The sequence below is a fragment of the Paraburkholderia terrae genome (genome assembly GCF_002902925.1).
Taxonomy (GTDB): Bacteria; Pseudomonadota; Gammaproteobacteria; order Burkholderiales; family Burkholderiaceae; genus Paraburkholderia; species Paraburkholderia terrae.
Genome location: NZ_CP026114.1, coordinates 51,178 through 73,970, shown reverse-complemented (window position 1 = coordinate 73,970; position 22,793 = coordinate 51,178). Strand labels below are relative to the sequence as shown.

General features: G+C 58.5%; 18 protein-coding genes and 5 pseudogenes. 10 read left to right on the top strand and 13 right to left on the bottom strand.

Annotated elements, in window-relative coordinates; all coding sequences use genetic code 11:
• Positions 1 to 33: 33 nt before the first annotated feature.
• Positions 34 to 372, bottom strand: coding sequence for a type II toxin-antitoxin system RelE/ParE family toxin (locus tag C2L65_RS42010; RefSeq protein ID WP_081921205.1), 339 nt, complete (start codon positions 370 to 372; stop codon positions 34 to 36).
• Positions 372 to 656 (bottom strand): type II toxin-antitoxin system Phd/YefM family antitoxin, encoded by a 285-nt coding sequence (locus C2L65_RS42005; RefSeq protein WP_042312033.1) that lies wholly within the window; start codon positions 654 to 656, stop codon positions 372 to 374. Before C2L65_RS42005 ends, C2L65_RS42010 begins: the two co-directional genes overlap by 1 nt.
• Before the next feature lie 328 nt (positions 657 to 984).
• Here C2L65_RS42005 and C2L65_RS46880 point away from each other — a divergent pair, with 328 nt between their 5' ends.
• The 3 genes and pseudogenes from C2L65_RS46880 (at position 985) to C2L65_RS41990 (ending at position 2,846) form a co-directional block, all read left to right on the top strand.
• The gene (locus C2L65_RS46880) at positions 985 to 1,266 is read left to right on the top strand and encodes a CppA family protein (protein ID WP_081921203.1); all 282 of its coding nucleotides are present in this window, start codon (positions 985 to 987) and stop codon (positions 1,264 to 1,266) included.
• Positions 1,250 to 1,711 (top strand): annotated as a pseudogene (locus C2L65_RS41995) (UPF0182 family protein); the annotation flags it as partial. The gene C2L65_RS46880 and the pseudogene C2L65_RS41995, both read left to right, overlap by 17 nt.
• 514 nt (positions 1,712 to 2,225) lie before the next feature.
• On the top strand, positions 2,226 to 2,846 hold the full coding sequence (locus tag C2L65_RS41990; protein WP_042312027.1) for an SEL1-like repeat protein: 621 nt from the start codon (positions 2,226 to 2,228) through the stop codon (positions 2,844 to 2,846).
• 64 nt (positions 2,847 to 2,910) lie between these two features.
• On the opposite strand, the gene C2L65_RS46875 is transcribed toward C2L65_RS41990, so the two are convergent.
• Positions 2,911 to 3,105, bottom strand: coding sequence for a hypothetical protein (locus C2L65_RS46875; protein WP_081921201.1), 195 nt, complete (start codon positions 3,103 to 3,105; stop codon positions 2,911 to 2,913).
• Between the two features lie 256 nt (positions 3,106 to 3,361).
• On the opposite strand from C2L65_RS46875, the gene C2L65_RS41980 reads away from it, so the two are divergent.
• Entirely contained in the window at positions 3,362 to 4,750 is a 1,389-nt protein-coding gene (locus C2L65_RS41980; protein ID WP_042312023.1) for a hypothetical protein, read from the top strand.
• A gap of 118 nt (positions 4,751 to 4,868) precedes the next feature.
• On the opposite strand, the pseudogene C2L65_RS41975 reads toward C2L65_RS41980, so the two are convergent.
• The 4 genes and pseudogenes from C2L65_RS41975 to C2L65_RS41960 all read right to left on the bottom strand — a co-directional run.
• Positions 4,869 to 5,207: pseudogene (locus C2L65_RS41975) on the bottom strand (serine dehydratase beta chain); the annotation flags it as partial.
• A gap of 481 nt (positions 5,208 to 5,688) precedes the next feature.
• Entirely contained in the window at positions 5,689 to 5,973 is a 285-nt protein-coding gene (locus C2L65_RS41970) for a hypothetical protein (RefSeq protein WP_042304718.1), read from the bottom strand.
• Between the two features lie 19 nt (positions 5,974 to 5,992).
• Positions 5,993 to 6,178 (bottom strand): annotated as a pseudogene (locus C2L65_RS41965) (IS5/IS1182 family transposase); the annotation flags it as partial.
• A 324-nt stretch (positions 6,179 to 6,502) separates the two neighbouring features.
• Entirely contained in the window at positions 6,503 to 7,525 is a 1,023-nt protein-coding gene (locus tag C2L65_RS41960) for an IS110 family RNA-guided transposase (RefSeq protein ID WP_042317392.1), read from the bottom strand.
• Positions 7,526 to 8,153: 628 nt separating this feature from the next.
• On the opposite strand from C2L65_RS41960, the gene C2L65_RS41955 reads away from it, so the two are divergent.
• Positions 8,154 to 12,113, top strand: coding sequence for a M48 family metalloprotease (locus C2L65_RS41955; protein ID WP_345789612.1), 3,960 nt, complete (start codon positions 8,154 to 8,156; stop codon positions 12,111 to 12,113).
• A 633-nt stretch (positions 12,114 to 12,746) separates the two neighbouring features.
• Here C2L65_RS41955 and C2L65_RS45945 read toward each other — a convergent pair.
• A complete protein-coding gene (locus C2L65_RS45945; RefSeq protein ID WP_156132311.1) occupies positions 12,747 to 13,013 on the bottom strand; it encodes a hypothetical protein in 267 nt (88 codons plus the stop codon).
• On the opposite strand from C2L65_RS45945, the gene C2L65_RS41950 reads away from it, so the two are divergent.
• Positions 13,012 to 13,311: a hypothetical protein gene (locus C2L65_RS41950; protein ID WP_042309156.1), complete on the top strand. Its 300-nt coding sequence runs from the start codon at positions 13,012 to 13,014 to the stop codon at positions 13,309 to 13,311. The two genes, C2L65_RS45945 and C2L65_RS41950, sit on opposite strands and share 2 nt — an antisense overlap.
• Positions 13,312 to 13,724: 413 nt before the next feature.
• On the opposite strand, the gene C2L65_RS41945 is transcribed toward C2L65_RS41950, so the two are convergent.
• Both C2L65_RS41945 and C2L65_RS41940 read right to left on the bottom strand, forming a co-directional pair.
• A complete protein-coding gene (locus C2L65_RS41945) occupies positions 13,725 to 14,003 on the bottom strand; it encodes a hypothetical protein (protein WP_042309154.1) in 279 nt (92 codons plus the stop codon).
• Positions 14,000 to 14,992: a hypothetical protein gene (locus tag C2L65_RS41940; protein WP_156132310.1), complete on the bottom strand. Its 993-nt coding sequence runs from the start codon at positions 14,990 to 14,992 to the stop codon at positions 14,000 to 14,002. Before C2L65_RS41940 ends, C2L65_RS41945 begins: the two co-directional genes overlap by 4 nt.
• 94 nt (positions 14,993 to 15,086) lie before the next feature.
• On the opposite strand from C2L65_RS41940, the gene C2L65_RS45940 reads away from it, so the two are divergent.
• Positions 15,087 to 15,359 carry a hypothetical protein gene (locus C2L65_RS45940; protein WP_156132309.1) on the top strand — a complete coding sequence of 91 codons (273 nt, stop codon included), beginning with the start codon at positions 15,087 to 15,089 and terminating at the stop codon, positions 15,357 to 15,359.
• 489 nt (positions 15,360 to 15,848) lie between these two features.
• On the top strand, positions 15,849 to 16,463 hold the full coding sequence (locus C2L65_RS45935) for a hypothetical protein (RefSeq protein ID WP_042309148.1): 615 nt from the start codon (positions 15,849 to 15,851) through the stop codon (positions 16,461 to 16,463).
• Positions 16,464 to 16,543: 80 nt separating this feature from the next.
• Here C2L65_RS45935 and tnpC read toward each other — a convergent pair whose 3' ends face one another.
• Complete coding sequence (gene tnpC / locus C2L65_RS41925; RefSeq protein ID WP_042309147.1) at positions 16,544 to 16,915, bottom strand: Tn3 family transposase post-transcriptional regulator TnpC; 372 nt, start codon at positions 16,913 to 16,915, stop codon at positions 16,544 to 16,546.
• A 6-nt stretch (positions 16,916 to 16,921) separates the two neighbouring features.
• A pseudogene (locus tag C2L65_RS41920) lies at positions 16,922 to 19,917 on the bottom strand (Tn3 family transposase).
• 141 nt (positions 19,918 to 20,058) lie between these two features.
• Here C2L65_RS41920 and C2L65_RS41915 point away from each other — a divergent pair.
• Both C2L65_RS41915 and C2L65_RS41910 read left to right on the top strand, forming a co-directional pair.
• Positions 20,059 to 20,352, top strand: a pseudogene (locus C2L65_RS41915) (ATP-binding protein); the annotation flags it as partial.
• Positions 20,353 to 20,438: 86 nt separating this feature from the next.
• Positions 20,439 to 21,980: an IS3 family transposase gene (locus C2L65_RS41910; RefSeq protein WP_042309145.1), complete on the top strand. Its 1,542-nt coding sequence runs from the start codon at positions 20,439 to 20,441 to the stop codon at positions 21,978 to 21,980.
• Positions 21,981 to 22,381: 401 nt separating this feature from the next.
• On the opposite strand, the gene C2L65_RS41905 is transcribed toward C2L65_RS41910, so the two are convergent.
• Positions 22,382 to 22,774: an SMI1/KNR4 family protein gene (locus C2L65_RS41905; protein WP_042309144.1), complete on the bottom strand. Its 393-nt coding sequence runs from the start codon at positions 22,772 to 22,774 to the stop codon at positions 22,382 to 22,384.
• Positions 22,775 to 22,793 lie beyond the last annotated feature (19 nt).

Here is a 22,793-nt window from a genome sequence, read left to right as displayed (position 1 = left end):
ATTCCCGTGTCGGCCGCGTCACGTCGTAGTGGCTTACAACAGCCGCAGCACGATTCTTTGGAGAAGGCCCAGCAGATCGCGTCGCGTGTCGACGACGAGATGAATGTAAACGGTGTCGTCCCGCACCTGATAGATGATCCGGTTCTTGCCAGAAATGGCTTGCCGAAAACTGTCATCAACGAAGCCCTCAAGTTCAGCGGGGACGTGGCCGCTTTCGGGAAACTGACGGATGTGCGCGACAGTTTCCTGAATCTGCGCCGACGTCTGTCTCCATGTCTCCCACCCGAATGTTCGAACAATGTAACTTCTCAACTCATCGATGCTGATTCGGGCGGTCGGCAGGATGTGGTACTTCAACAGCGGGGCTGACATTAGCGAAGCTTTTCGTGGCGGTCGAGTTCGTTAAGCTCCGCAAAGAATTCGTCGCCGTCGATGTGATCTGCGCGGTCGATCTGTTTTTGACCGATGGCCAGGATCTTCAGGAGTGCGATTGTCTGTTGCGTCGCTTCATACGTCCGCACATCCTGAACAACCAGCTTTGCTTCGCCGTTCTGCGTGATGATGAGCGGCTCTCCCGAATCGGTCAGGTCTTTGACGATTTGTGCCGCTTCGCTCTTGAGGTAGCTGATTGGTTTTACGTGATCGGCGATATGCATCCGGTGCTCCATTGCAGGTCTGATAGGACCAAATATAGACCATTATCGGTCCGACGACAACGACCATCCGTTGTACAACCTACCTGCATGGACAGGCTCCCGCGATGCCCACGTGGATGCCATGGCAGGAAAAGCGGGACAACCCGAGATACGGAATACAAAGTCGATACATACGTTCGTTAGCGCCCTTTATTTCGCATGGGTGGGCGCTATGGTACCTACGATCCGGTGGCACGCTAGCATGAAGCAACCACGAGTCCTTGCCATCTACCTGGAAACTGTATAAATTTACAGTACTGTGTTTATATACAGCACTTCGGGAGGCGTAATGGAGCACCTGGTCAGGGTCTATAACGAGAAAGATCGGCAAACCCTCGAATGGCTTCGCAAGCACGTTGGCGATGCCGCGATCGTCAGCGCTGTCGCGCAGTGCGCCGGATCGGGCAAACCTTACCTCTCGACAGTTTGCAGACGCCTTGGCGTGAGAACTCCGGCGTTTTCCGCGCCGCTTCGACAAACCTCGAGTCCGGTCGCCGACTATTCCCTTGCGACCATCCGGAGCATTCTCGCAGCCAGAACGGCGACAGCAAAACTGGGCGCTGCGAGGTAGGGATCCGTCCGAGCAGGGCAAGCTCATCGTCTACACGTTGCTGAAGGATAAGCTGGTCTACGGACCATTCCAGAGCAAGGCGCGAATCAGCAAAATACCGAGATCTCACAACAGATTTCACTATGGAACCAGATGGGCTCACGCGTCATCCGTGGCCATCTCGTGGTGGTGCCGATCGAGAATTCGATTCTCTACGCTTCGCGGCTCTACCCGCGCGCAGCGTCCGGGCAGTTGCCGGAGTTGAAGCGGGTTATCGCCGCGTACCTCGGCCACATCGAAGTCGTCAGGCACACCGGACACGCGCGCCCGTGAGGCGCTCGCGCACTACAACCGCGCGCTCGAACGGCCAAAAGCAGCAGACTGGAGCGGCTTCGGCCAGGAACTCAATGCTTTTCGGGCACTCCTTGAGTCGCTGGACGACGGGCGCTCGCAGAATAAAAAGTGACCAGAGAGAATTTCCGGGCGGGCGCAAGCGACGAGGATGAATTGCGAAGCGGCGCAATCGCAGCGCCCTGTCCTGCTTCAGAAACTTCAACCGGCGTCAGAACCGATGCACGATACCCACACCCGCGCTGACCACGCTGACCACGCTGCGTGAAGTGGGCGTCGAGTTGAAACCGTCACCGGTCGTCGTCATCGCGTTGATTACATTGCACGCGCCATTGTTGGCAAGCGTCTGGCTGGTCCCGCGTCGATACACCAACAAAGCATACCGACCCCGTGCGTCTGAACAACGAGCAGTTTTGGAGCAGATTGCACTGCTGATCCTGCGCACTGCTTTACTCGTTGATTAATTAAGGAATCCTTATTCAAAGATGAAATCCTGGCCCCCGTATCGTGGCACAGTCTTGATGCTGCCTTGCGTGGCGGCGGGCGCCACAGACTTCTAAACCCGCAGGTTGCAATCAGCAAAAGGTGAGCTAGAATAAGGTGCATTCTTCACCACGGGATCGCTCACCATGCAAATGGAAAGCTGGGTCGGGGCAATCGAGCGCGAATGGCATCAGTTGCGTCGCGCCGACCCTACATTGGATGTCGAAAAGTTCTCCCGCCACGTCATTGCGGCAAACAAAACCGGATTCCTGTCACCGGAGTCGCTCGCCGCAATCGCAAACGCCCTTCTCACCAGCACGTTAAGCCATGCCCCGTATCTGGGCCGCTGGTTACTGGAGCGCATTGGCGCGAACCGCCATCCGGCCTGGCGAACGGCAATGGCCATATCCCTCGTTACACCCACAGGAGGGGAGGCGGACTTTGCGAGGGGTAATGCGATCCTTGAAGACGTGATGAAGGACGAAACCGCAGAGGATCGTCTGCGCGGCTTGGCCGCCGCCGCGCTCGCTGACAGCGCACGGCTCGGGCGGGGCATGCAGGTGGACGTGAGCCGTGCGCGCTCGCTGTACGAGCAGGCCATTGAACTGGGGCACAAAGCCTCAGCGCACAATCTCGGACTTTTCTGGGAGGGCGTGTGGGGTGCAGAGGACAGGAGCGTTGTCCCGGACCGCACAAAGGCCATGCAGAGCTATCGACGCGGTGGAGATGACAAACGTTGCCAACGCCGTCTGGAAGCGTTGCGTTGAGGCCCTACCGCCAGCGAGTCGGGCGGGTGGAAGATCCTGAGCGGCACCCGACGGATTTCTCTCATCAATGGATAAAGGCAAGGTGACGGAGAAGAGACTCTCCGTCCTCCGTGATGCGAGGGCGTACTGCTCCGCCCGCAAGTCGCTCCAGTGCGACAAGTTGCTGTTCAAGCAACGTACCAAGTTCTTCCCGTTCGGCAATGTGATCGGCGGAGTCCCTGACCAGCATCAATGTTGCGAATTCGTGGGCGCTCAACAAGTGATGCTCCTGATGCAAAGAGAGATACGCAGGTCGTCAGGTTTCCAGTGACTGGCGTTCGATGACGACCCACAACGGTGGATCTAATACCGAGGGCGAAAAGCTTAACGTCGAAATGTGACAGCATGAGGACGGCCGTTTTGGCGCTGGACGCCCGGCGGAGACGCATAGGTAGCGACCGACACATCAGATGACAGCATCGCCTCCTCTATAATCAAGATATTCAGAATATCAACATCGCATGGAGCCCTAGTTTATGAGTCAAGCCCGCGGGCGATATGCGGGATCCCGGGACAACGGCCAACGCCATCCTCGCCACGAAAAAAAATCTCCGCCCGACCGGCAGGGACAACCGTATGTGAAGGCCCCTCCCCGCGACTCCGCCCAGACTGCCTCCATCTTCAAAACACGATCTTTTCAGTTTCTGGTCGATGCGGTAGGCGCAGAGAATATCGCAATAGCACTTGAATCGAACATGACGCGCGTGGGCGAACTGATGAAGGGCGAGAGGTTCACGCCCGAGACGGCCTTTCACATGGAAACCACGCTTGGGTTACCGCATGGCTTTTTTGACCAGCCCAATCCTGCGCTCGCGGCCGAGACCATTGCACGCCTGAAGTCACCGCTCGACTTCATTCAAACGGACGACGGACCCGACGTAGAGTCGGAAGCACTTAAGCCGGCTTCTGCCCTGAACGTCGATAAGCAACCATTTCTTAAAGATAGTTTGTCCGAGGAAGTACAAATGCCAAAGAAAGTAGCGGGCGGGTCGTCCAGAGTCGTCAGGAACAGTCGAAGCGAAATGCCCGAACAGCCTAAACCTCGTACGCCGCTCAAAGCTTCGCCTTCGAAAGACAAGGCGTCTCCTAAAACGCCCCAACAGCAACCGCTGGCATTGAGCGACAGCGCCGAGGTGGAGAACATCCGACGCGCTAACCTCCACGTTCTCACGAGTCGCAACGGATCGAAAGTAAGACTTGGCGTGGTCATGGAGATGAGTGGATTCAACATAGCCGATCGGCTACATGGCAAGAAGCGCATGGACAGTGTCGAAGCAAACCGGTTCACGGACCGACTGGGTTTGCCAATTGGCTGGCTGGACAGCCCGCGCACCGACGCCGAGATTCCAGAGTCGGTGTCGCGTATGCTGACGCCTGCTTCGCGCGCTCGCGCATCCGCTCAACAACACGAACCGCTTGCGACCGCAACAGACGTTGGCGCGCCAGGGACGAAGCTCTCCAAAGCGAAGGCGCACACGAAGCGCCCACGTGCGGGCGACCCGGGCGATTCGGAAAGCCCCTCGCCCGTTCCGGTGGATGCTAAAGGAGAGCAAGAGACGATCGTCGTCAGCACGCAAGATCATGTAAATGACTTCAGCGACGACCGTGCCGGCCGCCCACCTGAAGAAAGTAATGGCGAGGCACCGGCAGCCAAACCGGCGACCCCTGAGTCGCTCCCCGCCTCGGCAATACTGCAGCGAAACCCCGTACCGCTTCCCTTCTCTTCCGTGACCAGCCTGGACAATCTTCACGGTATTGAACCGATAGCGGAAGCATTGATCAAGACGCTCGCAGGTAAGGCACGCACGGGTCGCCTGGACGAATTGAAGGCGCTGGAACTTTTGCAGCAAGCGGTCCTGTTGTGAGTCGGTGGTAGCGCGCCCGGCCCCCTCGGGCCATGACACATAAAATGCATCGACATGGCTTGGGCGGGCGCGCGCGAAAAATGACGCCGTTTCAGGTCCTGCCCAACGAGCGACAATTGCCCGTCGTCTTGCACATCTCCAGCAAATCGGCACCGCCGCGTAACGGATGCGGCAACTGTTCGACAGCGGCGAGCACCACCGTACTCGGCGCGCCCGCCGTCACGACAAAGCCGCCGCCAACCGACAGATACGTCGATTCGCGTAGCGTTTCGCAGTTCGCACCTAACGCGTGCAGCTTGAGGCCGTTCAGATGCTCGGGCAGCGCCTGCCGATAGAACGGAATGTGGTCCTTCTGCACGAACGGGATAGGGTGCGAGCCGAGCAGTGCAAGCGTGAGGGAGGTGCGGACCTGTTTGAGGCGGGCCGCTATCGTGTCGGGATCGACGGTATCGGGCGCGCCGCAGCCAGGTTCGCGGTAATCAGTGTACAAGTACCCCGTCAACGACGGGCGCTGGCTTTTTTACCGAAGTTCTTCCGAGACGCAGCTGTAGTTGCTGTCTGCTGGTGTTCCCCGACGCCTTTCTTGCCGTTCTCCACTTTCACTCATCCTGCCGCTGAGACGAAACGCCATCAGCATGTGGCATTACTGATTGACCTGTTCTTCTAGCGTCTCTGCCGCCGTTGCCTCTTCGACTAATGCCGCGTTGCGCTACAGGCGTCGTCGAGCTGACTCATCGCGCCGTTGACCTGATCAAGGCCACGCATCTGCTCGTCCGATGCGGCCGAGGTATCTGCGTCGAGGTGTACCACCCGGTCGATGCCGGCCGCAAGGTGGAGGCGAGAAAGCGAAAGTGCATTTTAATCGCGCCACCAACGGTCAGGCGCTGACTTATGAGACGCGCTATCGACTACCACCACCTCTAATGGCAGAAAATCTGCTACGAGCGTCGCAGGGCGTTCAGACGTGCAAACTCCGTCGGCCTCACAAAGGAGCGATAAAGCTCGCCAACCGTACCGAACGCGAATGCTGGTTTCAAGGTCGCACCAGGGAGCGCACCCGAAAGCCAGTCGTACGCGTTCATGTCGCGCTGCTGGCAATGAATCGCGTCTGTGAGCAGAAGAAGCGCTTTGTGTGCCGAATGTTCGCCCAGGTCGATAAACAATCTTTCGAACGAGTCACCGGGATATCCAGTAACGCGAGATTCAGACGAGCGCTCGGTCAAATCAATCTCCTGTACAGGGTGGCCGGTAGGACGGCCGCCCTGTGACTGCCGGCGTAGCGCCGTTGAAGCCAAGTTCCGCAAGGTCCAGTTCGTCGACGAAGACATCTATGATTCTGACCGCATTGTCCTGTCCTATATAGTCGTCGACGCATTCGGGAAGTAGTGCGACCTGTTTGCGGTCATCGCCTTCAACGAATCGCTTCATGAGTCACCCGGTCTCAATGCGTTGATTCAGTTTAGGCGATGAGTGCGTTTTCACACAGGCTTATATGGACACCGCCCGGTTTGCCAGGTTGATCTTGTGTGATACGTGAACGAGGTATCGGCTGCGGTCTTATATGCGGCCTTTTGCAAGCCGAAGCTGCGGGCCCTGATGGAATACGCCAGGAACGTCCTCATCTCGACCACGTGCTTGAAGCACAAGACTGTGTTCAGGTTTGCGTTCCTGCGGTCCGACCTGTCTCGCCATCACATTGAAATCAACCCAAGCAACCTACCAGTTCCTCAACGCTTCAAAGTGCTCATCCTGCTATGCAGGTCTGTTGCTCACATGATGCGCTTCGTACGAAGTCCCGTGAGCGAGGATCGCCCAGGCGATTCTCGCCATTTTGTTCGCCAGGGCCACTGTTGCTACATTTGCTGGACGTCGCACCTGTATTGCCTCTTGCCATGCGGTTGGTACCTTGGTGTGACACAGAACAGAGCGCGCCCCATGTATCAGCAACGTACGCAAGTATGGGTCGCCACGTCTGGAGATCGAGCCCAGCCGTATCTTTCCGCCGGTACCATTCTGACGAGGAACAAGCCCCAGATACGCTGCGAACTCGCGCCCCGACCTGAATGTCTTCGCATCTCCAATTGTTGCGACTAAGGCCGTTGCAGTCAGGCGGCCGATGCCCGGCACTTCGGAGATCGCACGACATGCAGCTTCGTGTTTCTGCCAGGCGCCAATCCGCTTCTCGAGTTGATTGATGTCCTCCTCAAACAGGTTGATGCGACGCAGCTGTTCGAGAAGGTTAAGAAGTATCGATCGTGGCAGTGTGTCTTCGAGTTCTGCCATGCGCTCCCTGATCTCGTCGAGTCCTGCTACACGTCCTGCACGAAACGTAACGCCGAATTCATACAGCAACCCACGCAGCTGATTTATCTGCATTGTTCGAAACTTGACGAGCAACGAGCGCATACGATGAAGGCTTAGCATTACTTGCTGATCCTCTGTCTTGGCGGCAACCGTGCGCATACCGGGTTGCTGCACTGCAGTCCAGATCGCCCGGGCGTCCGCCGCATCAGTCTTGTTCGTTTGCACGAAAGGTCGAATGAATTGGGCGTGTAATAGCACGACCTCGTGTCCGAGCGCGCGAATCTTACGCGCCCACCAGTGAGCACTTCCGCAAGCTTCGAGGGCGACGCGACCGGCGGGGCGCCGCGCCAGAAATGCAATTAAATCGTCTCGTCCGAACTTCCGATTCGCGATCTCGCCAGTTTGGGCGTCGACCCAGTACAGCTGGAACACCCGTTTTGCAATGTCGAGTCCGTATGTCGTAGCATTCATCTGGGGCCTCCGTTCCTCAAGTGGTTGTGTCGCAGCTCCACTTTGGCACATCGATGCCGTTCGGTCCTGGAGGCCCTCAATCGTGCCCAATTCCCCGGAGGGAGGGCGGTGTCCATTCCATCTCGGCCGATAGCACCAGTTCGATGCCTGAAGGCCGTCAGCCAAGGAGAGATGCTTGCCTTTCGAAGCGGTGTACAAGGGCTCGGCAGGTTACGTAGTAATCGAGACTGTTCAAGGCGTCCTGTACGGCGCCGTTCTACAGCACTGTTATCGACATCACGAATGGCCAGCAAGCGTACTGCTGGTGACTATGCCTTACCGGAATCCCCACAGTGATTTGACGCGCGAAAGCACTGTTGCCCGTTGTGCCTCTGGCGGTCTTCGCAGCCGCTGGTTATTTGGCAAGGCGCGACTCGTGTGGTGCGTTCGACGGCGTATCGGGCCGATGGCATTCACACTGGCAAACCTGTCCGCATTTTTGTGGGCGAGGCGATTAACCAAATCGTTATCCGCGCGCTTGCATGAATCGATCGCCGAACGGGATAGCAAACTGGTTCATGGCGGATTTCCAATCGACGGAAGCCGCGGCCAATGGACCGATGCGATTCTGACAGGTGGTACGTATGGAATGCCGAAGATAAGACTGAAGAACGCCGCCAGTACGAAGAAGACACAAATAAGCCAAGGTAGTGTCGTAATTCCACTTTCCCGAGTTGGTGCCGTTAACGCTAGTTATGCTGTTCTTTCTAAATTGGCGTCGGATACTACCTCTGCCATGGAAAACCACTATCCCGCAGGTCCTTCGGAAGTACCGGCCGGTTTCACGCGGCCCAGCGTCTCCTATAAGCGCAAAGCCTGGCTGGCAGTGGCTGGGCTGGTCACGTTCATCGTGCTGTATCTCGGGTTGACCATCTGGTTCGCCATGACGGGCATCAATCGGCTGCTGGCACTCAACGCGCATTCGAGTCCGGTCGACTTTATTGTCTGCGTTTGCAGCCTGTTTCTGACGGTGTTCCTGGTCAAGGCGCTGTTCTTCATCAAGAAGGGGGAGTATGCGGGCGTGATCGAACTCAAGCGCGCGGAGCAGCCGGGCCTGTTTGCCTTCCTCGACCAGGTGGCGGACGATGCCGGCGCGCCGCGGCCGCACAAGGTGTTCGTGAGTGGTCGGGTCAATGCGGCGGTGTTCTATGATCTGTCGCTGGTCAACCTGGTGTTTCCGTCGCGCAAGAATCTGGAGATCGGCCTGGCACTGGTGAACATGCTCAATCTGGGCGAGTTCAAGGCAGTCTGCGCGCACGAGTTTGGGCATTTTGCACAGCGCTCCATGGCACTCGGGCGGTGGGTGTACACCACGCAGCAGATCGCGGCGCATATCGTCGGCAAGCGCGATGCGCTGGATGGGTTGCTGTGTCGCCTGTCGCATCTCGACTTTCGCCTGGCGTGGATCGGCTGGGGGCTGAGCCTCATCGTGTGGGCGCTGCGCTCGATCGTGGATACGGGGTTCCGGCTGGTCATGGTCGTTCAGCGGGCGCTCTCGCGCGAGATGGAAATGCAGGCCGACCTGGTTGCCGTCTCGCTCACCGGCAGCGACGCACTGATCCACGCGCTGCACCAGTTACAGGTGGCCGACGACGCCTGGGAGCGCGCTGTGGGTGTCGTACGCGGTGAAACCGGTGCCGAGCGTCCGCCACGCGACATCTTTGTCGTGCAACAGGCCATTGCGGCCCGGCTCGGACGAATCTACAACGACCCTGCATACGGTCATCGGCCGCAGGTGCCCGCCAGCGACGCGGCAGCGTTCCGCGTCTTCAAGGCCGAGCTAGCGCAACCGCCGCGTATGTGGGCAACCCACCCCATGAACCATGAGCGTGAAGAAAACGCCAAGCGCACCTATCTGTTTGCGCCGGAAGACACGCGCAGCGCCTGGACCATTTTCGACAACGCACCGGCCTTGCGCGAGCGTATGACCCGGGAGCTGATCGGCGGGACCGAGCACGCTGTGGTTGAGCCGGACGTCACCTTGAAGCTGCTTGACGATCAATTCGCCATTGAGCAGCTCAAGCCACACTATCGCGGCATCTATCTGGGTTTCCCGGCTACACGCCACGCCGCCCGTGCCGACGAGCTTTACGGACAGATGCCGGCAGACGGCGCGCTCGATTTGGGAACGCTATATCCGGAATCGATCACTCAGGATCTGGAGGCCCTGCGTGTACTGGACCACGAGCACGCGCTGCTGCGCTCACTGCGTGACGGCGTGTACGCCGTCGCCGATGGAGTGATTCGCCATCGCGGGCGCATTCTCAAGCGCAGCGAGCTGCAGCCGGCCATCGACGCGGTGGGTGCGGAACGTGTCGAGGTGCGCGCGCGTTTGGCGGCTGTGCTCAAGCATGTGCGCAGCCTGCACCAGGCGCATGCCGAGCAACTGTCGCAACAATGGCATACCTATCTGAAAGGGCTGTTGCACGTACTGCATTATGCCCACCATGCCGAGGCCGAGCTGCGCGACACGCAGGCCGCCCTCGCACGCTGCTGGCAACGTGCGGCCGCAAGTGGATCGGTCAACGCGCGCGGCGTGAAGGACGTCCTGGCTAGTGCGGAAACTGTGCAGCGCTCGCTAAACAACGTGTTTCGCATGGCTGACTATGTTCAGCCGGGCGAGCGGGTTCTGGCTAAACTCGATCAGGAAAGCTGGTCTGCGATGTTGGGCGAACTGGGTCTGCACAACCCGGTGCGCGAGAACATCAGCGATTGGCTGCACCTCGTGGATAGCTGGGTCAACCACACGGCCGGTTGTCTGTCGAGGCTCAGCCGCGTCGTACTGGACGAGTTGCTGTGTACCGAGGAGAGCATCGCAGCGGCCACTCGTGGCGAGCCGTTGCTGGAGGCGCCCACTGTAGTGCCGGCGGCGCCCCCCGCTTACGACACGCTCGTCATCGATGCCGAGCGTTCCCAGCGGATCGAGTATCCCGATTTCTGGGAGCGCTTTCGCTCGGCCAATGGGTTCTTGCCGGGGCTGGCACGTGCTTTCGTTGCCATTGGCATTGTTGGCGCGGTGCTGGTATTCGGCTGGTCGATCGACGAAGCCACAGTGGTGGTCTACAACCCGTTGGCGCGCCCGGTGGTGGCCACCGTCGACGGCCAACGGCTCGCCCTCGCGCCCAATTCGCATGCAAGCGTTGATGTTCATGCCGGCCGCGATATTGCCGTGGCAGCGCAAACGCAAGACGGAGACCCGATCGAAGCGTTCCGCGTACCGATTGATCGCGTTGACAAACGCTTGGTCTACACCGTGGCAAGCGCCGCGCCTCTGCGTCAATGGACGGCAGTCTACGGCCTTGGCAGCGCAGAACCCCCGCGCTTGTTGCCGCCGCAGCGTTGGCAGCCCGCCACCACGGATGTGGTGTTTGCCGCGCCGCCCGCCAGTATCCAGACCAAGGGGGGCGGCGGCATTCGCACCGTGCTTGAGGGCAGTGATGACATGACGCCTGATCTGCTCGTCGCGCAGTTCAAGGACAAGTCCGCTGCAGTGCCAATGCTGCTGTCGCATGTTCGTTTCGATGCGCCCGACAGCGCATATCTGTCCGACTGGCTGAGCCTGTCCAGCGCCGTACCCGGTTTCGACGAGGCCTTCGCGGCTCGCCGTGCGCGCTTCCCGATCGACGTGGTGGCCATGCGGTTTGAACAGGACGCGACCAAGGGCACGGCTGCACACGATGCCGTGTGTGCGCGGCAGCGGGCACTAGCCGATAAAGCGCCTGACCAATCAGACCTTGCCTACCTCGTCACGCGGTGCATGCCGGCCGGCCCTGTTCAGGATACCGCGTTCGACGCCGGGCATCGACGCTGGCCGGATTCTGCGTGGTTTGCCAATGCCGCCGGCTGGGATGCCAGCATGCACGGGCGATACCATGAGGCACTGGCCGACTACGAGGTAGCGCTGTCGAAGAGTCTGGCGCTGCACGAGTCCGCGGCCGTCGAGTTGCTGCGCGTGGCGCGCCTGATCGATCCAGAAGCCGCGAGCTCCCGGCAGGCATTGCTGGCTCAGCAGTCTCCCGCGGTGCGCGATGTGCTGATGTTCGAGCCTGGGGCAACGCTGCCTGCCGGGGCGCTTCCGCCGATTGCCTTGCTTGCCAGCGGCAAGCTTGATGATGCGGTGTCGTCTTCCGTTGGCACACCCGCTCACGCACATGTGCTGCGGATGGCGGCGGCTTCGTACGGTGCTTCGGCCGCGCTACGCGCGCGTGCACAAAGCCTGTCTGCGGACGAGGGCATCGACCAGTATACGGCGATATTGGCGCTTGGCATGGGAGCCCCTGCCAGCACACCTGCCATCCAGGCTTTCCAGTCGATGGCGGCTACGCAATACGACATCCCGGATTTTCCGGCCAGGCTGGACCGCTTCCTCACCCTCGCGCGACGTGGCGATGCGGCTGCGGCGGTGCGTGTACTGGATGGTCTGCCCGTGACGCTGCGTGCTCAGGCCTTGGTCGCAGGGATCTACGTGATGGGAGACCGCGCCCCCGAAGAATGGCGCACCTTTGCACAGCGCGCGCTATTTGCGGCGGAGCGGCCCTATCTGAGGTAGTCGATGCCAGCATTGACATGCGTGTTGGTCCAGGTTGTATCGCTGCCGTTGCCGTTACCCCGCCCCGAAACCAACCGAAACACCGTTAGTGTAGCGGGTGGCGTCGTACCACGACTTTTCTTGCCACGCGGTTACGTTACCGGGTGTTAGCTGCACGCCCAGGTATTTGCCGATACCGAGCGCGATCAATGTCGGTCTTGAATAGCGTGAATACTTACTCCGACATCGCCCAAGCTCCCAAGTGCAATATCAGGCTTCACGAAGTCGAGCCATCATTCACTGTGAACGAAAAATTCGGCCCCACGGCGATGCCCGGGGAGATGGGCACATGAAATCCAGCCTGTACGCTAACATCCGGATTGTTGCGCGGGTCTGAATTGGGTAATCCAGCCGCACATTCTGCCGTAATGCACCCGTTTGACGCTGGCGTAAATGTCCCGGTCGAGTCGATTTTTCGGCGCTGTGGCCGCTTGCTCGTATGTGGCATTCCTGCAGCTATACGGGAATTTGCACCTCCAGTGCATAGCGGAGCGTGATGAAGTTGGACGGGTTTCCAGCTCCTTATTGAAGCTGCAACAGTACGGACTACAATGAAGCAACTGCAGCTTTACAGCTATCTACTTGTTATACAAATCAATCTTTCTTCCAAAATTTCTTTCGCAAAGGAAATTTGTCCTGCCAAATCCAATTCGCCAAAACAACGAAAAATGAGCCGCCGCCTGATAAAAGGAGTGCTCCTCCAACAAGAATCTCTATGCTGTTAAGCGTTAGCTCATGCAGACTAGGCAATGGCAATGATGACATGTAGCGCACCAACCATAGTTTAATCGTGCCGATCAATACTCCTGACAGTCCGAGGAATAACGTCAAGTAAAGCCAAGTCAAAAACCGTGTTCGCATGATCTACTTCTGCACAGTCGTGTTGGGTGGCGTGAAAAATATCTGTCCGATCGAGCTGAGCCAGTTTGCTATTTCAGACGCGATCGCGCCCGCAAAGGAGCCTGCCCTCTTGCCTTCCGCATCGCCGATGTATCAACCCAAAGCGCTGGAGCCAGTGTTGGTCACTGCGTTAGCCGTCGCCCCGATATTGTCTGGTGCAGTTGAGTTTATCCCGGGCTTCATAAGCATGTCACCTGCCATTTACGTACCGATGCTTGTGAAAATGCTTGATTCAACACTCATGCCAACTGTTACATAGCTAGTCGCAAACGCATTTGCTACGTCAACACAGTCGAGCCACTTGGTTGAATCAAATTGCGCCTACGTACCCAGCGAGAGCATGTTCGCCAATACCTCCGCGTCACCTCTATATGTATGCATTCCACCAACAACACCTGCTATACCAACCATAGGGCTGCCACCTACGAGCAATGCGCCATTCTCGCTCCGGTAGATCGCCCGCGTACCCGAATTGTTCGGCTCAACGTTCTCGTTGTAGACCAGCAAAATGCCCGGGCGAAGGCCGCGAGCGGACGAAAGCGAAGTCTAGGACTCTGGCCAGTACAAAATCATCGCGCAGTTCACGGAGCTTGCCCGGAGCCGCCCGCTCGGCTGGCGGATCAGATGCTGGATGCTTTGGAGGTTGATTTCGCGCCGCCGGCCCCTCAGTTGTTATTGCGACTTGTCCGGCTCATCGTCACTCACTTCATACGACTTGCGAGCATTCTCATACGATCTGTCAAACGGTTTTAATCCGAGCGCCTCTGCACGAGACGCATATCCGCCTATTGCCGCGACTGGAACGCCAAGAACCGCCAGTGCTATCGCTATGATTGGTGGGAGAGAATCAATGGCAAGCCCGCTGACCAGCATCAAGATGCCTATCGCGATAAGACTGATCCGCGCCCACTCAGCAATATTTCCGTCAATGATAAATCTAATCTTTTTCACTGAAACTTCCCTTTAACTTTTGCCCACTGGGTGTTAATCCAATCTTGAGCATTCTGAGCTACGCCACTATTGCTGGTGATGCTACCAAACTCGTTGATCACCGGTGCAGCCATCGGATATCTGTTCGTTATGGCTCCGGTAAATTGGCCAATGGCATTCGATACAGAGTAGCCACCAAAATTAGGAGAGGCGGCCTGTTGGACTCCATTGAGAAACCAAGAACCCGCCGACGCCCAGACAGCAATTGCTTCGGCAGAGGCCGAAACGAACGGAACTGGCATCCCAGCGGCTGATAACGCGGTAGCCATCGCCGCGACACGATCAAGCTGCGTCGCACCAAAGCCGGCCGCATCAGAGACCTGCTGTTGCGAAGGCGTCGAGTACGCCACTCCGCAATCTCCTTGCGGGCAAATCGAACCTGCCGACGATCCCATCGAAATCCCCTGCGGACCATACTGCGATTGTGCGCCAACTGGTGACGATGTGTATTGTTGCAACAGTGGCACATCTGAGCCGTTCGTGTTTTGCAGGATGAACGCTTGCAGCACGGGATTCGCTGGACCAGGCGTCTGCGCCCAGATCGCCTTTCCACTGGTCTGGTCCACGCCCGCATACTTCCATGTTGAACCGTCGTCAGGCATCTCACCTTTGACAGTCGCGGCTGCCCCACTCTCTAACACCCCGTTCGCCTGGTAGCCCATCTGCGCAAGCTGATTAGCGATATCTGCTGTTGTAACAGGTGACCCGTCAGCGTTCGTCAGCCCCTTGGCATTGGCCGCTTTCGCCAGCTGCTGCGATAGCGACTTTTCGGCTTGATGCAACTGACGGTTGTACAGGTCAGCGCCCAACGCGCCATTCGCACCACTCTGCGCACCGCCCGCTCCGCCCAACGCACCGCCCAACGCACCGCCAGCGGCAGCGCCTGCTGCGCCAGATGCAATGTTGGACAGCAGTGTCCCACCGGCCGTGTTTCCGGTTGCATTGCTCACCGCGTTGCCGGCAACATCTCCGGCAACCGTTCCCCCAATGGCGCCCGCCACATTCCCGCCCCCCCATGGCTGCGCCCACCGCAGCCACAACCGCATGCGATCCGATGCGTCCCGCACCGTCATTGCCCCACAACGCGAACTGCTGCGACGCCGCGTTGTAATCCGCCTGCGCCTTCGCCATACCGTCCGTGTCGTCCGCCGCCTCTGCCGCTACGTAGTCCTGGTATGCCTGCTTCTGCGCATCGCGCGCGCGCTCCTGCAGCTTGTCATCAATGGTACCGACGACCTGCATGCCAACCTGCACCACGCCCTGCTGGACCGCCATGTTATCCGCCACCTTCTGCGCATCGAAGGTGTTTGCAACTGAACCGTTCGCATTGGCGGTATCGCGGCTCAGACCGGTTGTGCTGTCGTGTCCCGTGCCGGCATCGCCGCGCACGGTAATCGTACCCGGACTGACCGCCGCGTATGTCGTACCCGATGCGCTGTCGGGGGCTCAACAAGGTACGCGCGAATTCCTATCATAAGCATGTCGGTTATCAGTTTTGGAAGAAACGCCCGGCAAATTGCATATAGCACAGTGCCACCGCTATCTGGCCGTGGCGATGCCGACTCGTGCCCGATACTCTCCCCGCGGTTGTTGCGCTTCGAGCTGGCCGCGAGCGTCTTCCAGTCTTCATACATAATCAGTCATTGACCCAAGCGTTTCCCGAGCGCTCGCGGGCTCCCCCGACCTGCGAGCTGACCGTCGTCTGCAAGGCGTCACGCTCGGCTTTGACGCCGGGCGCGGTCGGTGAGCGTCCGGTTAGTGACCGCTTGCAACTGCTCACCATGAGCGAGCGATTCACGCAGGCGCTTGCCGGTCGCGGCAAGCAAGCCGTTTCCGCCAGATTATTTCGTTATGCTACGCATATGGCCTGTTGGCCTCGCGTCGTTCGGCCTGCAGCTGCCGCTCGTTCCGGCCTGTTCCCTGTTCGCCCAGCTCGCGGATGGCGGTGCGGTAATGCTCGATCGCCTCATGCGCGTACTACGCGCGCCCGCATCGACGTTGACCCAACGCAACATCGTCAATGATGCGAGCCAAAGCGGACGACGGAACCCATCGACCACCCTGCGCGATGAATCGGGAAGCTGCTTCGACGACCGTCTGATCGCGGTCACTATTGGCCGCGGTAAAAACGGGATCCATAACCCATTCCGCAAGCGCAGACTGCTGGCTTCCGAACTTGCCCAGATCGATGTGCCCTTCGGGATCAAATGTGAGAATAAAGTACGTGCGCCGGACAACCTGCACAGGCTCCCTGCCCTTCAGTTCGACGATAACATCGGCTGTTCGTATTCGTTGTCCGGCGAACGCGGGCAAGCAGTGACTTGCCGGATCCTGCAGCATTCGCCAGAACTTGTTGCTTGCGAACCGCCAAATGGTATCGTCACCAGCAATCAGGAAGGTGCGAACGGAATAGCCCATTAGCATGCCTGTAGCATCAACTGACGAACCGCAACGCCTGCCTGAGCTTCCAGTGCATGAACGTTGACCCGTTCTCAATCGGCTCAATGTTCATCGAAGCCGCCCATGTCGTCGGGGCGAAGCGATTCCAGCGGTTGGAGGACCTCACGAACCGAGAGCAGTTCTGCCACATAATGATCGATCTGGTCGAGAACATCCGATACCTGGTCCACAAACGGATCGTCCTGCGATCCGACCGTCGGGCTTGCACCATTGACGATGGCATGCGCCATGCTGTGCAGGCGCAACATGTCTTCCCGTAGGCCTTCCGGATCGTGGAGGCTCGTACGTACGTCGTCCAGCGTGTCCACGGCATCCAGCAAGCGTGTCGTGTCGTAACCCGATTGCAGCGTTGCCAGTGCGGAGGCGTCTACTTCACCGTACGGCGTTGCGGTCACCGCAGCTCTTGCGCTCATGCAGCGTTACCTCATCTCATCATCAGGTCGGGCTGCCTGACCGAACAGGGCATCTTTGATCCAACTCTCGGGCGAGCGGTCCAGATGCAACCGGTAGCGCCCGAAGCGGCGGATGTTGTGCGTCGGATAGGGACTCAGGAATTCGATATCCTCAGCGCGGACCTTCTCGCCCTCGGCCACCATATCGCGCAGCGCCCGCATCATGTCCACCGTGTTCTGCAGGATCACAGCCGATGCAATCAGGTCATTGTAGCGTAGCCTTTTTTGCTGCTCTTCGGGTTCGTTCTCGGCGATCACATCGCCGCCAAACGACAGCCATTTCGCGAAGCCGTTGTACGACTCGATCTTGTTGGTGTTCGCCGTCACCTCCTGGCGCAGTTCCCGACTGCCGATCCATTCGAGCAGGAACACCGTGCGCACGACGTTGCCGAGTTCGCGTGCGGCAAGGTAGAGCCGGTTCTTGCGACTCTCCGAACCCAGTCGCCGCAGCAGTAGCGGTGACGAAATCGTGCCGGCCTGGATCGACAACGCCACCTGCATCAGTTCCTGCCAGTGACGCTCGATCAGTACCCAGTCGATGGTCGCCGTAAAGAGCCTGTTGATGTGTTTGTATCTTGCGTCGTTGTCTGGCCGGTACAGCACCAGGTCTTTCCAGTTGCGGATTCGTGGCATCAGCCTGATGCCGAGCAGATGCGTGAAGGCGAACACGGCGGCCGACTGGCCCTGGGTATCCGAATGTACGGTGTCGGCCTTGACCGACAGGCCAGCCTTGAGCAACCCCTCGATCACGTAGATCGCTTCCCAGACACCCGGCGGGATGAAATGCTGGAACACCGCGATGTAGTTGTCGGCGACGTGCCTGTACGCGACCGCGCCCATTTTCCGATAGCGGAAATGATAGCCGGCCAGCAGGTTGTTGTCATAGAAGTCATACTGGGTCCCGTCGGCGGCCACTGTCTTGCCGTCACCCCAGTGTTTCGGCAGATCGAGTCGCAGATAAAGTTCAATCAGCTCGCGCTGCGCGATCTCAAGCTTGTCCAGACTCATATGCCGACGGTTGACGAATGACAGCATGTGCGCCGTCACATCGGTATCGAGATGACGTGCCGCCTGCGTCGGGCCGAGATTGCAGCCCATCGCAAAGATCGTCAGCAAGTAACGTTCAGCGGCCTTGCGGATCTGCGGGTCGATGCCCGAAAGCGGTCCGAAATGCCGTGTGAAATGCGTCCAGTGCTCGATGTTCGCGAGGATATCGAGGACGTTGCGCGTCGGCAGGCGCGCGTTGAGGCGCTCCTGCAGGGCAATCGCGCTTGCCGGAATCTCTTTCGCAACGGTCTTGCGCAGAATCGGCTCGCCTTTCTGGTCGAGTGTGACGTGTTCACGTTTACGCGGGAACTCGTCGTCAAGCTCGCGTGCGGCGTCGGTCAACCATTGGCGCAGATGGATGACAAATTCGCCGCCGGTTTCCGGTAGACCGATCTTCGCACAGTAATCGGGCAACTGCTGTTCGCACTGTCGCCACGATAGCAGGTGATCGCGATAGTCAGCGTAGGCATCGGACCCGGACACGCACAGGTCGCCTACGCGCAGTTCCTCAGCCATGTACGAGAGCACGCACACCTCAAGAAAGCGCCGGTTGGTCGGAGCCCCTTCACCATAGGAGCGGCGCACGAGCTTGCGCCAGCGCGGTGCCGCGAAACTCAGATCAACGTCGGCATCAATCCATTCGCGGTGCAGGTTTTCGTTCTCTCGCACAACATCGAGCGCATCGAGCAGCGTGCGCACCTGGCTCGTGGAATCCCATTCGAGCGTGCGGGCAAGGCGCAGAAGGACCGAGCGATACACCCGGAAATGCTTCCACAGCAGCGGCAGGTAATTGCGACCACTGAACGCCCGGATCGCCGCGCAACTTTCACGCAGGGGCTCGAGGTCGCCTTTCGGCGCGAGCCACTTGCGGATCGACTGCGCGATGTTCATGTCGTCGGACCCTTCGGCAAGAATGTCGACGACGCCGTCGAGCAGGATCACGAGGTTTTCGACCGATCGCGCTGCTTGCGCTGGATGACCTCCAGTTCATCACTCGCACGCTTGTGAATGGCGCCCATGCGCCGCACGAACATGTCGGCGAGATCATCGCGGGCGCGCACGCGCATGCGGTTGAGCAGCGCCACGATCAGCGTATAGCGCTTCTCGGGAAGGGTGTCCCTCTTGAGGGCCGACGCGTCGAGCGCCATTGCCTGCATCGCGAGTGAGCGCAGTTTGGATGCCGGCACGCCGGCGAGCGCGATCGTAAAGTTGCCAAGTTCGTCGAGCCACGCCACCTGGTCGATCAGCATATCCAGATGTTGCCGGGACGGACGCTTTGCATGACGCTTGATGCGGTTATAGACCGTCTGTCGGCTCGACAGATCGCGCGCAAGAAGACGGTCGAGATCACGCTTCTGTTCATCGGTCAGACGACGCGCGACCCGCTTGAAAAGCCGCGTCTGCGTCTTTGCATGGATCCGCTCGGCGATCCGGTCCAGCGCCGAGAATGCGGGCAGCTCGACTTTCTGAGCGATCAGTTCGTCGATCGTGGCATTGATGATGTCGACTGGCTGGTCCATCGACAGCGCCGCAATATGCGCGGCGCGCGTCGCAATCGTGCCCGCGTCCGTACCGTAGTAGGGTTTCACGCCGAGGTGTTCGCGCACCACCGCATAATGCCGGAACAGTGTCGGCGATGTCTGCGTGTCGTAACCAAACTGCACGACAGGACCAATGTTCGCCACCGTCCGCACATGTTCAACGACGGCAACGGGGATGCTGTCGAGCGCCGGAAAATGGTGCATCTGCTGGAAGACCTTCAGGAGCACCAGCAAACCAAGACGAGGTCGCTCGCCCCGGGTTGACCGGCGCGCCCATTCCAGTTCATCGGGCATGGGCGTGCAGCAGACTTGCAGGTCCCGGGAAGCCAGGACCTTGGGAAAGCGCGGGTACGCGGTGCGTTCGACGGTGGCCATTGCGAATCGTCCAGATCGCAGAGGGCCGCTCAGATTAGCGCAAAGAAGTCAGACGTTACTGGGGCAGATCGAAATGATCTGGCGCGCCTTTATAACCAGCAGGCTTATGATAGGAAATTGCGCGTACCTTGTTGAGCCCCCGGCTACCTGCCGTTCAGCCAGACCGGCGGGGCGCTACTGTTCCATCTGCTCTCGAAGCTGTATGAACACACGAGCGTGATGATCACGACGAACCTGAGCTTCGGGGAATGGGCTAATGTGTTTGGCGATGCAAAGATGACAACGGCGCTTCTGGACCGCGTCACCCATCACTGCCATATCGTTGAAACGGGCAATGAATCGTGGCGCTTCAGGACCAGTTCTGCCAAAGCAAAAGCGACGAGAAAGAGAGCTTCAAAGACGACAGACGGCGAAGAGTTATCCACATCGGAATAGATACACTACGCTGTCTGGGGGTGGATCAAATTTAGATGAAAACAGTGGGGGTGCGGACGAAAACTTGGACTACCTGGAGGTAGTCCATGTACTCGTACGAAGACCGTCTTCGAGCGGTTCGGCTGTACTTAAAGTTGGGCAAGCGCATCAGAGCGACCATTCGACAACTGGGGTACCCGACAAAGAACTCTCTCAAATCCTGGCATCGCGAATACGAACAGAGTCATGATTTACGTACTGGCTATGTTCGTTCGCGGCCGAGGTATTCGACCGTACAGAAGGAGGCGGCCGTCGATCATTATCTGGGCCATGGCCGTTGTGCTGCTGCGACCTTGAGGGCGTTGGGATATCCGAGTCGGGGGACCCTCGCCGCCTGGATCGAAGAGCTGCATCCTGAAATCGGAAAACGCATTGTCGGCAGAGCAACTGGCAGCATTCCGAAATCGCCAGCGGTGAAGCAGGCTGCAGTCATTGAACTGTGCACCAGAAAGGAAAGCGCGCGCCTGCTTGCCCAGAAAGCAGGCGTGAGCAGGCCGACGCTTTACAATTGGAAGAACCAGCTACTCGGTCGTGAAGCCCCAGCATCCATGAAACGCCAGAAGAAGCCAGCACCGGACAGTGAGCGTACGAAACTGGAACAGCAGGTCGAATCGCTTCGACGCGACGTCCGGCAACTGCAGCTCGAGCACGACATCCTGAAGAAGGCGAACGAACTGATAAAAAAAGGAATGGGCATCGTCCCGCAACTCCTGAGCAACCGGGAGAAAACGATGCTGGTTGATGCCCTGAAAAACACCTACACGTTGTCAGAGCTGTTAGCCGTATTGGGACTAGCTCGCAGTTCCTACTTCTATCATCGTGCGCGTCTGCTCGTGGCCGACAAGTATGCTGGCGCTCGTCGAGTCATCGCAGACATCTTTGAGGTCAATCACCGCTGTTATGGCTATCGTCGGATACGGGCGGCACTGGGCAGGCAGAAAGTCGTTATCTCGGAGAAAGTGGTGCGACGTTTGATGAGGCAGGAAGGGCTGACCGCTGCCACCGCCAGACGACGCTGCTACCGCTCCTACGACGGAGAAATAAGCCCTGCGCCGGAGAACGTCATCAATCGTGACTTCCGCGCAGGAGCCCCGAACGAGAAGTGGCTCACCGACATTACCGAATTCCAGATCCCCGCCGGCAAGGTGTATCTGTCTCCGTTGATCAACTGCTTCGATGGTCTTGTGGTGAGCTGGACAATCGGCACGCGGCCAGATGCCGAACTCGTGAATACCATGCTCGACGAGGGCATCAAGACGGTAGCCAACAGCAGTAAGCGGCCTGTGGTCCACTCTGATCGGGGGGCGCACTATCGCTGGCCCGGGTGGCTCTCACGGATGCGCGATGCCAAGCTGGTTCGTTCGATGTCACGCAAAGGATGCTCACCCGATAACGCGGCCTGCGAGGGCTTCTTCGGTCGACTTAAAACGGAGTGGTTTCATCCTCGAGACTGGCGGGCTACGACCGTTGAGCAATTCATTGAGGTACTTGACTCCTACATGCACTGGTATAACGCAAAGCGGATCAAGGTCTCGCTAGGCGCTCTCAGCCCGCTCGAATACCGGGAGAGCTTGGGAATGGCAGCATAAACCAGTCCAAGTTTTTAGCCGCACCCCCAGTGGGTCAATTCTCCGTGGACATCAACACTGGAAGGCAAGAAAGTCGCCCAACGAGCGTGCGCGACTGCTCGAAGACTGGATCAAGAGACATAAATCGGGGTTACGGCCAGCAATCCCCTCAGCCGATCTTTGTTTGCAACGACCTGCGCTGCTCCTTCAAAGACCGCTCGTCTGTCGGGTTTTTCTATGCAGGCCTCGCTATGTCGATCGAAGTTGGCGCACAATCTTGTTCCAGTAACGCACCGCTACAAAGTGTTGTTCCCTGGTCAGCCATACTTTATTCGCTGGATCATTCGGATTTCCGCCGAGGACCACTGGCTTTACATCGAACAGCTCCATACCAGTCCTACGAGAAATCTGACTCACAGTTTTCATAACGTCAATACCGAAAGAAACTGGGAAAAACCATTCGCGATCGGCGTGGCGTATGCCAAGTCCATTCCGATGAATGGAACCCGGACAACGTTCATCGAACTGGAACGAGTATCGAAGGCGTATGCCTCCCCTCCCCCATCCGATCCGAAAAGAAACAACCCCGGCGCATATTCCGAAACCTCATATTCTCTGTTGAAAGTGACGAGCTCCTCTGCTTTCCAAAGCATGAGGTAGTTCTGACCAAGAAACCCCTCTCCACCATCGTGTTCGCGTAGAAAAGAGAGATAGTCAGTAGGAAGACTAAAACTTAGTTGTTTCTTCAATTTCGCGATAGCCTGATCCGATGCTCCATCGTTCAAATGCCAACCTGAAAAATGTTCGCTTTCCATGTGCAAGCCTCCGCAAGCT